The organism is Streptomyces aurantiogriseus, from assembly GCF_014649375.1.
GTDB classification, from domain to species: Bacteria; Actinomycetota; Actinomycetes; order Streptomycetales; family Streptomycetaceae; genus Streptomyces; species Streptomyces aurantiogriseus.
The window spans coordinates 147,385-160,039 of record NZ_BMSX01000010.1 but is presented as its reverse complement, the minus strand read 5'-3'; the positions used below and the strand labels follow the sequence as shown (position 1 = coordinate 160,039).

Sequence of the window (12,655 nt, the reverse complement as noted above, 5' to 3'; positions counted from 1 at the left end):
AGACAATGGGGCCATGGCACGCGGCAAGCTTCGGATCTACCTCGGTGCGGCACCGGGTGTGGGCAAGACGTACGCGATGCTGTCCGAGGCGCACCGGCGGGTGGAGCGGGGTACGGACTGCGTGGTGGCGTTCGTGGAGCACTACAGCCGGCCGCGCACCGAGGTGATGCTGCACGGCCTGGAGCAGGTCCCGCGCCGCGAACTGGAGTACCGGGGCGGCCTCTTCACCGAGATGGACGTGGACGCGGTGCTCGCCCGCGCCCCCCAGGTGGCCCTGGTGGACGAGCTCGCCCACACCAACGTCCCCGGCTCGCGCAACGCAAAGCGCTGGCAGGACATGGAGGAGCTGCTCGCGGCCGGCATCGATGTCATCTCCACGGTGAACATCCAGCACCTGGAGTCCCTCGGCGACGTCGTGGAGTCGATCACAGGGGTCCGGCAGCAGGAGACCGTCCCGGACGAGTTCGTACGACGGGCCGACCAGATCGAGCTGGTCGACATGTCGCCGCAGGCCCTGCGGCGCCGGATGGCGCACGGCAACATCTACACGCCGGACAAGGTCGACGCCGCCCTGTCGAACTACTTCCGGCCGGGCAATCTCACCGCCCTGCGCGAGCTGGCCCTGCTGTGGGTGGCCGACCGGGTCGACGAGTACCTGAAGCAGTACCGCAGCGAGCACCGGGTGTCAGCGATCTGGGGGTCGCGGGAGCGGATCGTGGTCGGGCTGACCGGCGGCCCGGAGGGACGGACGCTGATCCGGCGGGGGGCGCGGCTGGCGGAGAAGGGCGCCGGCGGCGAGGTCCTGGCCGTCTACATAGCGCGCAGCGACGGGCTGACCTCGGCCTCGCCGAAGGAACTGGCCGTGCAGCGCACGCTCGTCGAGGACCTGGGCGGCACCTTCCACCATGTCGTGGGCGACGACATACCGGCCGCCCTGCTCGACTTCGCGCGCGGTGCGAACGCCACCCAGATCGTCCTCGGCTCCTCCCGCCGCAAGGCCTGGCAGTACGTCTTCGGGCCCGGTGTCGGGGCGACGGTGGCCCGGGAGTCGGGGCCCGACCTCGACGTGCACATCGTCACCCACGACGAGGTCGCCAAGGGACGCGGGCTTCCGGTGGCCCGGGGGGCCCGGCTCGGACGGGCCCGGATCATCTGGGGCTGGCTGGTCGGCCTGGCCGGTCCGGCCGGGCTGGCGGTGCTGCTGAACACCGTCCACCTCGGCCTGGCCAACGACATGCTGCTGTTCCTGACGGTGACGGTGGCGGCGGCACTCCTCGGCGGGCTGCTGCCGGCACTGGCCTCGGCGGCCCTGGGCTCCCTGCTGCTGAACTACTTCTACACACCGCCCCTGCACCACTGGACGATCGCCGATCCCAAGAACATCGTCGCCATCGTGATCTTCGTCGGGGTGGGGGTGTCGGTGGCCTCGGTGGTGGACCTGGCGGCCCGGCGCACGCACCAGGCGGCCCGGCTGCGGGCCGAGTCGGAGATCCTCTCCTACCTGGCGGGCAATGTGCTGCGTGGGGAGACCAGTCTGGAGGCCCTGCTGGAGCGGGTCCGGGAGACCTTCGGCATGGAGTCGGCGGCGCTGCTGGAGCGGGAGAGCGACATCGAGCCCTGGACCTGTGCGGGCCACGCCGGATTCGGGCGGCCGGCGGAGCGGCCGGAGGACGCGGACGTGGACGTGCCGGTCGGGGACCATGTGGCGCTGGCGCTCACCGGGCGGGTGCTGCCCGCCGAGGACCGACGGGTGCTGGCCGCGTTCGCCGCGCAGGCGGTCGTCGTCCTGGACCGGCGGCGCCTGCAGGAGGAGGCCGACCAGGCCCGCGCGCTGGCCGAGGGCAACCGGATCCGTACGGCGCTGCTGGCCGCCGTCAGCCACGACCTGCGGACCCCGCTGGCCGGGATCAAGGCGGCGGTGTCCTCGCTGCGGTCGGACGACGTCGAGTGGTCCGAGGAGGACGAGGCCGCGCTTCTGGAGGCGATCGAGGAGGGCGCGGACCGGCTCGACCATCTCGTCGGCAACCTGCTCGACATGTCCCGCCTCCAGACCGGGACGGTCACCGCGATCATCCGGGAGACCGACCTGGACGAGGTGGTGCCGATGGCGCTCGGCGGGGTGCCGGAGGACAGCGTGGAGCTGGACATCCCGGAGACGCTGCCCATGGTCGCCGTGGATTCCGGCCTGCTGGAGCGGTCGGTGGCCAATCTCGTCGAGAACGCCGTCAAGTACAGCCCTGACGGCGAGCCCGTGCTCGTCTCGGCGAGTGCCATGGCCCACCGGGTCGAGGTGCGGGTCGTGGACCGCGGGCCGGGCGTCCCCGACGCGGCGAAAGAGCGGATCTTCGCGCCCTTCCAGCGGTACGGTGACGCTCCGCGCGGGGCGGGTGTCGGCCTGGGCCTGGCGGTGGCACGCGGCTTCGCCGAGGCGATGGGCGGCACCCTCAACGCGGAGGACACGCCGGGTGGAGGGCTGACCATGGTGCTCACCGTGCGTGCGGCGGAGGACCGGGCGGAGCCGGGTGGGGCGGCTGACGTACGGGCCCTCGACCTCGCGGGGGACGGACGGCCGGCCCGGACCCGGCCTCCCGACGATCCCGACACGCGGCGAGAAGACCCCGCACCGACCGAAAGGCAGGCCTCATGCTGAGCCCGACCGGGGGGACCCCCCAGACCCCCACGAGGGTGCTCGTGATCGACGACGAGCCGCAGATCGTGCGCGCCCTCGTGATCAACCTCAAGGCGCGCAAGTACGAGGTGGACGCGGCCCACGACGGGGCCACCGCCCTCCAGCTCGCCGCTGCCCGCCACCCGGACGTGGTGGTCCTCGACCTGGGACTGCCCGACATGGACGGCGTCGAGGTGATCAAGGGACTGCGGGGCTGGACCCGGGTGCCGATCCTGGTGCTGTCCGCCCGGCACTCCTCGGACGAGAAGGTCGAGGCGCTCGACGCGGGCGCCGACGACTACGTCACGAAGCCTTTCGGCATGGACGAGCTGCTCGCCCGGCTGCGGGCCGCCGTCCGCCGGGCCGAACCCGCCGGGGGCGGCGAGGACGACGTGCTGGTCGAGACCGACGACTTCACCGTCGACCTGGCCGCGAAGAAGGTCAACCGGGGCGGCAAGGACGTACGGCTGACGCCCACCGAGTGGCATCTGCTGGAGGTGCTGGTGCGCAACACCGGCCGTCTGGTCAGTCAGAAGCAGCTGTTGCAGGAGGTGTGGGGGCCCTCGTACGGGACGGAGACGAACTACCTGCGCGTGTACATGGCACAGCTGCGAAGAAAGCTGGAGGCGGACCCCTCGCACCCCAAGCACTTCTTCACCGAGCCGGGGATGGGGTACCGGTTCGAGAAGTGAGCCGGTTCGAGAACTGAGCCGGGTCGTGACAGTGAGCCGGATCGAGCGTCGGCACGCGGGTACGGTCCTGTCGGTGTGCCCCGGTACGCTTCTGATATGAGTGCTGCCCCTCGTTCCGATAAGCCGGTGGGCCGGTTCCGGCGCATGCTCGACCGGCTCTCCTCCTCGCAGGAGGACCTGGAGTCCGAGGAGCTGCGGGAGGACGCCGACACCGCCGGCTGCATCCGGATCGGAGACTGCCAGGACCGACAGATAGTGACGGTTACTGGTACCTTGCGCACGGTCACCCTGCGGCCGCGCGCCGGAGTCCCCGCCCTGGAGGCCGAGCTGTTCGACGGTTCCGCCGCGCTGGACGTGGTGTGGCTGGGCAGGCGTTCCATCGTGGGGATAGAACCGGGGCGCCGCCTCATCGCATCGGGCCGGATCTCGATGAGCCGGGGCCGCCGGGTGCTGTTCAACCCGAAGTACGAACTGAGACCCCTCGGTAGGGAGTAGCCGGTGACGTCACTCGACAAGCCGACCGAAGACACATCTGCGGACCACGCCCGGACGGTGACGGAGGCCGCGCTGTTCGAGGCGTTCGGCGGAGTGCGGGGCATGGTCGAGACAGTGCTGCCCGGCCTGCTCTTCGTCACGATCTACACGATCAACAAGGACCTGCACATGTCGGCGATCGCCGCGCTCGCGGTGTCGCTGGTTCTGGTCGTGGTCCGCCTCGCCATGAAGGACACCGTGAAGCATGCCTTCAGCGGTGTCTTCGGTGTGGCTTTCGGTGTCGTGTTCGCGATGATGACGGGCAACGCCAAGGACTTCTATCTGCCCGGCATGCTCTACACGCTGGGGCTGTCCTTGGCGTACATCATCACGACACTGTGCGGGGTGCCGCTGCTCGGGCTGATTCTCGGGCCGGTCTTCAAGGAGAATCTGTCCTGGCGGACGCGGAACCCCGGGCGCAAGAAGGCTTATGCCAAGGCCAGTTGGGCGTGGGGGCTGATCCTGCTCGGCAAGTGCGCGATTCTCTTCCCGCTGTACTGGTGGGCCGATACGACGCAGCTGGGGTGGGTGCTGGTCGCTCTGAAGATTCCGCCCTTCCTGTTGGCCGTGTGGCTGACGTGGGTGTTCCTGGCGAAGGCGCCGGCTCCCATCGACGTCTTCGCCGAGATGGAGGCGGAGGAGAGGGCCGCGGCGGAGAAGGAAGCTGCTGCCAAGGAGGGCGCGGAGGCTGGTGGGCGGCACCGTCGGGAAGCGTAGTTCCCGGCGGGCGAGCGGGCGTCGGAGGGTTTCGCCCCCGCCGCGCCTGCTCTTCCCGCCCCTGGGGGCTGCGCCCCCAGACCCCCGCTGTCGGCCCTGAACGGGCCGCGTCCTCGAACTCCCCCAGAGGGGGCACCCCCGGACAGGCTGGGTTCACCGGCCGGCGCCGACATGTGCCCCACAGACTGGTAGGGAAAGGGCGCCCCTCATCGGAGGGGCGCCCTTCGCTGTCGTAGGTCGGAGCGGGTCAGCCGCCCGTGTTCTCCCGGCGTACCGACAGGAGGTCCTCCAGCTGCTCCTCGCGTGCCGGGGCCGCCACGAAGAGGAGTTCGTCACCCGGTTCCAGGGAGTCCTCGCGGGACGGGGTCAGTACCCGGGTGCCGCGGATGATGGTGACCAGGGAGGTGTCCTCGGGCCACTCGACGTCGCCCACCTGGGTGCCTGCCAGCGCCGACTCCTCGGGGAGGGTGAGCTCCACGAGGTTGGCGTCGCCGTGGCTGAAGCGGAGCAGGCGGACCAGGTCGCCCACGCTCACCGCCTCCTCGACCAGGGCGGACATCAGGCGGGGCGTCGACACGGCCACGTCCACGCCCCAGGACTCGTTGAACAGCCACTCGTTCTTGGGGTTGTTCACGCGGGCGACGACGCGCGGGACGCCGTACTCCGTCTTCGCCAGGAGCGACACGACCAGGTTGACCTTGTCGTCGCCCGTCGCGGCGATGACGACGTTGCAGCGCTGGAGGGCTGCCTCGTCCAGGGAGGTGATCTCGCAGGCGTCGGCCAGCAGCCACTCCGCCTGCGGGACGCGCTCGACCGAGATGGCGGTCGGCGCCTTGTCGATCAGCAGGACCTCGTGGCCGTTCTCCAGCAGCTCGCCCGCGATCGAGCGGCCGACGGCGCCGGCTCCGGCAATGGCGACCCTCATCAGTGACCGCCCTCCTTCGGGCCCTCGGCGAACGCGGCTTCGACCTTCTCGACCTCGTCGGTGCGCATCATCACATGCACCAGGTCGCCCTCCTGCAACACCGTCTGCGAGGTGGGCAGGATCGCCTCGCCGAGGCGGGTCAGGAACGCCACGCGGACGCCCGTCTCCTCCTGCAGCTTGCTGATCTTGTGGCCGACCCAGGAGGCGGCGGCGTGCACCTCGGCGAGCTGGACACCGCCGGTGGGGTCGCGCCACAGGGGCTCGGCGCCCGAGGGGAGCAGCCGGCGCAGCATCTGGTCGGCGGTCCAGCGGACCGTGGCCACCGTCGGGATGCCCAGGCGCTGGTAGACCTCGGCGCGGCGGGGGTCGTAGATCCGGGCGGCGACGTTCTCGATGCCGAACATCTCGCGGGCGACACGGGCGGCGATGATGTTGGAGTTGTCGCCGCTGGAGACGGCGGCGAAGGCGCCGGCCTCCTCGATGCCCGCCTCGCGCAGGGTGTCCTGGTCGAAGCCGACCCCCGTGACCCGGCGGCCGCCGAACGAGGAGCCGAGACGACGGAAGGCGGTGGGGTCCTGGTCGATCACGGCGACCGTGTGCCCCTGCTGCTCCAGGGTCTGGGCGAGAGCGGAGCCCACTCTGCCGCAGCCCATGATGACGATGTGCATGGCCTCACACCGCGCTTTCCGCGGACCGTCCGACCGGTGTCAATGTCGTGCTCATGTCCTTCTCTCGGCTCGCAGGGCAACGCGTCGCGGCCCGTTCGCGAGCCGCCGGAGGACAATCATGCCGGTGTGTCCCGGTGGTGAGCCCGTTCAGGGTCCGGTGCACCGCCGTCGATCGCCCTGTGTCCAACGTATCGGCAAAGCCGGACGGTCGGCCCGTGCGGCCACCCTGCGGCTGATCCGTGCCGTTGCCGGGGCTACCGCCGAGGCTCGCCGAGCAGCAGGTGCTCCGGGGACGAGGGGAGTTCCCGGCCGAGGACCGAGCGCAGCAGCGGATGGGCGCGGCCGTGTCCCACGAGGACGGCGCCGAGCAGCACGCGCGCGTCCGAGTCCAGCACCAGCTTCGCGTAGCGCGTCTCGGGGCTGCCCTGGGCCCCCTGCGTGTAGCTGAGTTCGACCGCTCCCGGCGTTCGGGCATGGGCGTCGCCGACGCTCGCCACCTCCGTGCCGGGCACCTTGAGCACCGTGTCGGTCTCGTCCGCTGCGAGCCCAGGGCCTTCCGCCGGCGCGCCCAGGAGCTGCCCGGCGACCGCTTCGGCCATGCGGTAGCCGGGGGCCACCGTGCCGTGACAGCGTCCCCGGAGCGCGGCGCAGTCCCCGACGGCCCAGATGTCCGGGGCCGGGGTACGGCAGTGGCCGTCCACCAGGAAGCCGCCCCGTTCGCCACGGGCCAGGCCGGCGGGTTCCGCCAGGTCGTCGCGGGGGCGGATCCCGGCGGAGAACACGACCAGGCGGGTGGCGATCCGGGTCCCGTCCTCCAGCCGCACACCGCACACCCGGCCGTCCGCGTCCGCTTCGACGCACCGCAGGGGGACCCCGCAGTGCAGTCGCAGCCCGGCGTGGCGCAGCCGGACGGCCAGAAGCCGTGCCGCGGGGGCGTCGAGCTGTGCGGGCATCAGACGGGGGGCCGCCTCCACGACGTAGGGGCGCATGCCCAGGTGACGGCGGAGCGCCTCGGCCGTCTCCAGCCCGAGCAGGCCGCCGCCGACGACCACGACCGGTTCGCCCGGCACGGCGGCCGAGCGGATCGCGTCCACGTCCGCCAGGGTGCGGTACGGCAGACAGCCCGGCAGGTCGGCGCCGGGGACGGGCGGGCGGAACGCCACCGCGCCGGTGGCCAGCACCAGGGCGTCGTAGGGGAGGGGGGCACCGTCGGTGGTGAGGACCGTGCGGGAGGCCCGGTCGATGCCGGTCGCACGGGTGGCCGTGCGGGACTCCACCAGCGGGTCGCCGAGCAGCTCGGGCCCGGCCAGTGCCAGGTCGCGCTCCGTGGCGCCGGCCAGCCGGTCCGTCAGCGCGACACGGTTGTACGCGAGCCGCGGTTCCTCACCGACGACGGTGATCCTCCAGCAGCCCTCCCGGTCCCGGGAGCGCAGGTCCTCGATCAACCGGTGCGCGGTCATGCCGTAGCCGATGATCACAAGTCGCTGTGGCGTCGTCATGGCCTCGCTGGCTCCTTCATCTCCTTCATCTCCTTCATGGCCTTCATCGACCTGAGGCCCGTGCGTCGACCGGAGGCTCGTGGCGGGCCACCGGCTTCTCGGCGGTGGCCAGCTGGGCGCACAGCTCGCGGATCTGGTCCGCGCAGGTGCCGCAGCCCGTGGTGACCCGGGTGGTGTCGGCGAGGGCCCGCAGACTGCGGGAGCCGTTCTGCCAGGCACCGGTCAGCGTCAGTGCCGTCACGTTGTTGCACCGGCACAGCACCGTGTCCGCATCCTGCGGGGGCAAGACGGACGTCCGCCGGCCGACGGCCGTCTCGCCGAGCAGCAGTGCCAGGCGGTCGTCCGGCAGCGGGCGGCGCGCGTCGTGGAGCTGGGTGAGCGTGGCCAGCGCCTGCGGGAGGCCGACCAGCACGGCGGAGGACAACCGCCCCGCCGGATCCACGGCCAGGGTCGCGTACCGGCCCCGGGACGGATCGGAGAAGGTCACCACGTCGCCCTCGGCCGCCCCGGCCTCCCGGTGGAGGCCGGGGCGGCCGAGCACCCCGAGGTGCAGCCCGGGGACGCGCAGACGGAGCACGGTCCGCGGACGTCGGCCACCGGACCGGTGCCCGGTCAGCGTCCGGGCCAGGAGGTCCGCCTGATCCCATCCCGAGGCCAGCAGCCCCGGGAACCACCCGGGGTGTTCGGCGCAGTCCCCGACCGCCCGGACGTGCGGATCACTCGTGCGCATCTCACCGTCCACGAGGACACCGGTCCGCACCCTCAGCCCCGCCGCGCGGGCGAGTTCCGTGCGGGGCTCGGTGCCGGTGCAGCACACGAGTGTGTCCCAGGTCAGGAGGCCGCCGTCGTCGAGGACGAGCTCTCCGGCCTCGACCCGTGCGGCCGAGCGGCCGGTCTCCACCCGGATGCCCAGCGAGACCAGGTGGCGGGCCAGGAGGTCGCCGGCGGTGGCGTCCAGCCAGCGGTTCAGGGGATGGGGCCCGGGGTGCACCAGGGAGACGTCCCGGCCGGAGCGCCGCAGGGCCACCGCGGTCTCCACGCCCAGCGGCCCCGCACCCAGGACGACGACCCGCTCCCCGCGGACGCGGGCGCAGTCCGCGAGCGACCGCAGACCGGTGATCCCGTCGATCAGCCTTCCGGAGGCGGTGTGCATGCCGGGGACGGCGGGGATGCGCGGCTCCGCCCCGGTGGCCAGCACCAGGGTGTCGTACCGATGGGACTCGCCGTTGGCCGTCCCCACCCGTTGCCGTCTCCGGTCGACGCCGGTCACCCGCACGTCCCGGCGGCCGCGCGCCCCCGGCACGGGCGGCAGTTCCAGGTCCGCGGGATCGAGACCGCCGTCCAGCACCGAGGTGAGGAGGACGCGGTGGTACGCGTGGCCCGGCTCCGCGTCCAGCAGCGTGACGGTGCCCTGGTGGCCGTGGTGGTGCAGCCGCTCCGCGAGACGGTGGCCCACCGGGCCGCCGCCGACGATCACGACGTCCCCCGCCGGCCTTCCCGGCTGGATCCGCTGTGTGTACCCGTTCATGTCATCCGCTCCGTGTTCCCGCTCATGGACGCTCACCCGGACGCCGCGCGGGGACCCGCCGGCCCGACCCGGACCGCGCTGACCTTGAACTCGGGCATCTTGCTGCGCGGATCCAGCGCGGCGTGGGTGAGGAGGTTCGCCCGGCCGTCGTCCGGATAGTGGAACGGCAGGAACACGGTGTCGGTCCTCAGGCTCGGTACGAGCCTGACCCGGGCCGTCACGCGTCCGCGCGCCGACTGCACCCAGGCCAGGTCGCCGTCGGCGACACCGGCGCGGGCCGCGGTGTCCGGGTGGATCTCCACGATCGTCTCGGGAGCCGCCCGGAGCAGGTCGGGAACCCGGCGGGTCTGGCTGCCCGACTGGTACTGGGCGAGCACGCGTCCGGTCGTCGCCCAGAGCGGGTAGCGGTCGTCCGGCGTCTCGGCGGGCTCGCGGTGGTCCACTTCCTGGAAACGCGCCCGCCCGTCCGGGTGGGCGAAGCCGTCCAGGAACATGCGCGGAGTGCCGGGGTGCGCGGGACCCCCGGGGCGCTCGGGGCAGGGCCAGTACAGCGCTTCACCGGCATCCAGCCGGGGGTAGCTGATACCGGAGTAGTCCGCTGTCCCGCCCTCGGAGGCGCGCCGCAACTCCTCGAAGACCAGGCGCGGTTCGTCCGGGTAGCGGTCGGGCGGCTCGCCGAGTCGTACGGCCAGCTCGCGCAGGACGCTCAGATCGCTGCGTACCCCCGGCGGAGGGCTCAGCAGCCGGCGTCGGCGCAGCACCCTGCCCTCCAGATTGGTGAGGGTGCCCTCCTCTTCGGCCCACTGGGTGACCGGCAGGACCACGTCCGCCAGACGGGCGGTCTCCGAGGGGACGAAGTCGGCCACCACGAGCAGGTCCAGCCGGGACAGGCTCTGGGCGACTCGGGCGGCGTCCGGCGCGGAGACGACCGGATTGGCTCCGAACACCAGCAGGGCCCGTGGACCGTCCGCAGTGCCGAGGGCGTTCAGCAACTCGACGGCGCTGCGTCCGGGACCGGGCAGGTGCTCCGGCGGCACGCCCCACACCTTCGCGATGTGCGACCTGGCCCGCGGGTCGGTGATCCGGCGGTAACCGGGGAGCTGGTCGGCCTTCTGGCCGTGCTCACGGCCGCCCTGCCCGTTGCCCTGGCCGGTGAGACAGCCGTACCCGGAACCCGGCCTGCCCGGCAGCCCCAGGGCGAGGGCCAGGTTGATGAAGGCCGCGACGGTGTCGGTGCCCTTGCTGTGCTGCTCCGCGCCCCGGCCGGTCAGTACGTACGCGCGTCGGGCGGTGCACAGCGTCCGTACGGCCTCGCGCTGCAGAGCCACCGGGACCCCGGTGACCCGCTCCACGCGCTCCGGCCACCAGGCGGCGGCCCGCCGCCAGGCCGCCTCGAAGCCGACCGTGCGGTGCTGGACGGCGTCCCGGTCGTACCACCCCTCGGTGACGGCGATGTGCAGCATGCCCAGAGCCAGGGCCAGGTCGGTACCGGGCGCGGGACGCAGGTGCAGCGTGGCCCGCTGTGCGGTGGGGGTGTGCCGCGGATCGATGACGATCAGCGCCCCGGCCCTGCCCAGATGCCGCATCAGCGGCGGCATGGTCTCGGCCGGATTGGCCCCCGCCAGCAGGATCGCCTCCGCGTCCGCCAGGTCGGTGACGGGGAAGGGCAGTCCCCGGTCCATCCCGAAGGCCGTCGTGCCCGCCGCGGCGGCCGAGGACATGCAGAACCGGCCGTTGTAGTCGATCTGGCTCGTGCCCAGGGCGAGCCGCGCGAACTTGCCGAGCAGGTACGCCTTCTCGTTGGTGAGACCACCGCCGCCGAACACGGCGACGGCGTCCGGGCCGTGGGCGGCGCGGATCTCCCGCAGCCGGGAGCCGACGGCGTCCAGGGCGTCGGACCAGGTCGCCGGAGCGAGCCGTCCGGCACCGTCACGCACCAGGGGGGTACACAGCCGGTCCGGGGCACGCAGGACGGCCGGCGCCGTCCAGCCCTTCTGGCACAGACCGCCCTGGTTCACCGGGAAGTCGTCGGGCTCCACGGTCACCCGAGCGCCGTCGGGGCCGTCACCGCGGGCGCGGTGGTGCAGCCGGGTGCCGCACTGGAGCGCGCAGTAGGGGCAGTGGGTGGTCACCGACGTCCGGACCTGTTCAGACATGGGCCGCCTCCCGTTCCGGTGCGCGTGTCGCCGCACCTGCGGCCGGGCCGGGGCGCAGGTACTCGGCCCAGACGACGAGGGCGGACGCCGCGTAGCAGGCGAGGACCACGAACAGGAACTTCTCCCCCGCCGAGAAGGCCGGCCCGGTCTTCGAGGACATGAACAGGACGAGCACCGACCAGAGGCTCCACACCGGGAAGCCGATGTGCTCGGTCAGCACCGAGAGCAGCAGGTTGCGCCGGGCGATGCGCTGTCCTGGGCCGTTCCAGAACTCCGGCACTTCCGGGTCGTAGCCGGACAGCCTGCGCGGTGCGCGCCAGGAGCGACTGCTCATGTGGATACCCCATTTCAGGAATGCCGGCGCAGGACGGGCCCCTGCTGAATACGCATCGGGAGGCTGTTCGTGTCGGTCGCCGCCCAGTGGCGTGCACCGCATGCCGGCCGCCCCGCCGCCCGCCGGGCGTGCGGGGCCCGCCTCCTGCCGGGTGTGCGGGGCCCGCCTCCCCGCGTACGTGCTCCTCGGCGCGGCGGCGCTGGTCGCGCCGGGGCAGTGCGTCGAACACCGCGGCGCACAGTTCCCGCAGCACCTCCTCCTGCACGGGGGGACAGATGCGGGGGCTCGACCGCAGCGGTGTCTCTGAACAGAGTGGTGCTCATCCGGCTCTGCTCGGCTCGGGGCAACTGCGGCTCACTTTTCTGCAGTCGTCCCTCGCCGGTGATGGTGATGGAGAGACGGCGGCCACCTCTCGACCGGCCGGAGGTGGTGGCCGGGCCACCGTTGCCGAGCCCCCTGTGGCGGGCGGCACGCGCGGCACGGCGGGGCGGTGGTGTCGGAGGTGTGCTCCGGCCACCATCTCAGGGCGCCGGGTGGTGGCCCGGACCCGGCGCCGCGCCGCCCGCCACCACCGACAAGGTGGTCTGGGCGGAGGTCGCCGCGAACACCGCCACCCCGGCCGAGGCGAGCAGGAGCACCGGCGCCGAGGCGACGGCCGCGGTCACCGGGGCGAGGACGCCCAGGGGCAGCAGGATCGTGAGGACGGCGGAGCGGCTCAGACGGTGGGCGTACGCGGCCATGGCCCAGGACACCGCGGAACGGATCAGCAGGGCCACGAGACTCCCCAGGGCCGATGTCGGAGGTCGCCCAGCCCGCGTCGTCCTCCAGGGTCCTCGGCACCGTGTAGAGGATCGCGAAGCAGGCGGTCGACAGGACGCACGCGATGCCGCTCACGGTCAGGAACACGGGGGAGCGCAGCAGGGCGGAGGGGATG

General features: G+C 72.7%; 11 protein-coding genes. 4 read left to right on the top strand and 7 right to left on the bottom strand.

Annotation, left to right across the window (positions count from 1 at the left end):
- Window positions 1-13 precede the first annotated feature (13 nt).
- The 4 genes from IE263_RS21995 to IE263_RS21980 all read left to right on the top strand — a co-directional run bounded on the left by IE263_RS21995 (window position 14) and on the right by IE263_RS21980 (window position 4,611).
- Window positions 14-2,650 (top strand): sensor histidine kinase, encoded by a 2,637-nt coding sequence (locus IE263_RS21995; RefSeq protein ID WP_229911094.1) that lies wholly within the window; start codon window positions 14-16, stop codon window positions 2,648-2,650.
- Entirely contained in the window at window positions 2,644-3,360 is a 717-nt protein-coding gene (locus IE263_RS21990) for a response regulator (RefSeq protein WP_189939253.1), read from the top strand. The genes IE263_RS21995 and IE263_RS21990 overlap by 7 nt, the downstream gene beginning before the upstream one ends.
- Window positions 3,361-3,456: 96 nt before the next feature.
- Window positions 3,457-3,855 (top strand): OB-fold nucleic acid binding domain-containing protein, encoded by a 399-nt coding sequence (locus tag IE263_RS21985; RefSeq protein ID WP_189939251.1) that lies wholly within the window; start codon window positions 3,457-3,459, stop codon window positions 3,853-3,855.
- A gap of 3 nt (window positions 3,856-3,858) precedes the next feature.
- Window positions 3,859-4,611, top strand: a complete 753-nt coding sequence (locus tag IE263_RS21980) for a DUF3159 domain-containing protein (RefSeq protein ID WP_189939249.1) — start codon at window positions 3,859-3,861, stop codon at window positions 4,609-4,611.
- A gap of 247 nt (window positions 4,612-4,858) precedes the next feature.
- Here the strand turns inward: IE263_RS21980 and IE263_RS21975 are convergent, their stop codons facing one another.
- The 7 genes from IE263_RS21975 to IE263_RS21945 form a co-directional block, all read right to left on the bottom strand.
- The gene (locus IE263_RS21975; RefSeq protein ID WP_189939247.1) at window positions 4,859-5,536 is read right to left on the bottom strand and encodes a potassium channel family protein; all 678 of its coding nucleotides are present in this window, start codon (window positions 5,534-5,536) and stop codon (window positions 4,859-4,861) included.
- Window positions 5,536-6,204 carry a potassium channel family protein gene (locus IE263_RS21970; RefSeq protein WP_189939245.1) on the bottom strand — a complete coding sequence of 223 codons (669 nt, stop codon included), beginning with the start codon at window positions 6,202-6,204 and terminating at the stop codon, window positions 5,536-5,538. The genes IE263_RS21975 and IE263_RS21970 overlap by 1 nt, the downstream gene beginning before the upstream one ends.
- Window positions 6,205-6,458: 254 nt before the next feature.
- Window positions 6,459-7,703, bottom strand: a complete 1,245-nt coding sequence (locus IE263_RS21965; RefSeq protein WP_189939243.1) for an NAD(P)/FAD-dependent oxidoreductase — start codon at window positions 7,701-7,703, stop codon at window positions 6,459-6,461.
- A 43-nt stretch (window positions 7,704-7,746) separates the two neighbouring features.
- Window positions 7,747-9,231 (bottom strand): FAD-dependent oxidoreductase, encoded by a 1,485-nt coding sequence (locus IE263_RS21960; protein ID WP_229911093.1) that lies wholly within the window; start codon window positions 9,229-9,231, stop codon window positions 7,747-7,749.
- A 32-nt stretch (window positions 9,232-9,263) separates the two neighbouring features.
- Window positions 9,264-11,387 carry a molybdopterin oxidoreductase family protein gene (locus IE263_RS21955; protein ID WP_189939241.1) on the bottom strand — a complete coding sequence of 708 codons (2,124 nt, stop codon included), beginning with the start codon at window positions 11,385-11,387 and terminating at the stop codon, window positions 9,264-9,266.
- Entirely contained in the window at window positions 11,380-11,721 is a 342-nt protein-coding gene (locus tag IE263_RS50065; protein WP_189939239.1) for a hypothetical protein, read from the bottom strand. Before IE263_RS50065 ends, IE263_RS21955 begins: the two co-directional genes overlap by 8 nt.
- 521 nt (window positions 11,722-12,242) lie before the next feature.
- The gene (locus IE263_RS21945; protein WP_189939237.1) at window positions 12,243-12,497 is read right to left on the bottom strand and encodes a hypothetical protein; all 255 of its coding nucleotides are present in this window, start codon (window positions 12,495-12,497) and stop codon (window positions 12,243-12,245) included.
- Window positions 12,498-12,655 lie beyond the last annotated feature (158 nt).

What these genes read in the sequence shown, in the direction of transcription:
- IE263_RS21985 (WP_189939251.1), top strand. Translation starts at nt 3,457, where the DNA reads ATGAGTGCTGCCCCTCGTTCCGATAAGCCGGTGGGCCGGTTCCGGCGC.
- IE263_RS50065 (WP_189939239.1), bottom strand. Translation starts at nt 11,721, where the DNA reads ATGAGCAGTCGCTCCTGGCGCGCACCGCGCAGGCTGTCCGGCTACGAC.
- IE263_RS21955 (WP_189939241.1), bottom strand. Translation starts at nt 11,387, where the DNA reads ATGTCTGAACAGGTCCGGACGTCGGTGACCACCCACTGCCCCTACTGC.
- IE263_RS21965 (WP_189939243.1), bottom strand. Translation starts at nt 7,703, where the DNA reads ATGACGACGCCACAGCGACTTGTGATCATCGGCTACGGCATGACCGCG.
- IE263_RS21970 (WP_189939245.1), bottom strand. Translation starts at nt 6,204, where the DNA reads ATGCACATCGTCATCATGGGCTGCGGCAGAGTGGGCTCCGCTCTCGCC.
- IE263_RS21960 (WP_229911093.1), bottom strand. Translation starts at nt 9,231, where the DNA reads ATGAACGGGTACACACAGCGGATCCAGCCGGGAAGGCCGGCGGGGGAC.
- IE263_RS21995 (WP_229911094.1), top strand. Translation starts at nt 14, where the DNA reads ATGGCACGCGGCAAGCTTCGGATCTACCTCGGTGCGGCACCGGGTGTG.
- IE263_RS21990 (WP_189939253.1), top strand. Translation starts at nt 2,644, where the DNA reads ATGCTGAGCCCGACCGGGGGGACCCCCCAGACCCCCACGAGGGTGCTC.
- IE263_RS21975 (WP_189939247.1), bottom strand. Translation starts at nt 5,536, where the DNA reads ATGAGGGTCGCCATTGCCGGAGCCGGCGCCGTCGGCCGCTCGATCGCG.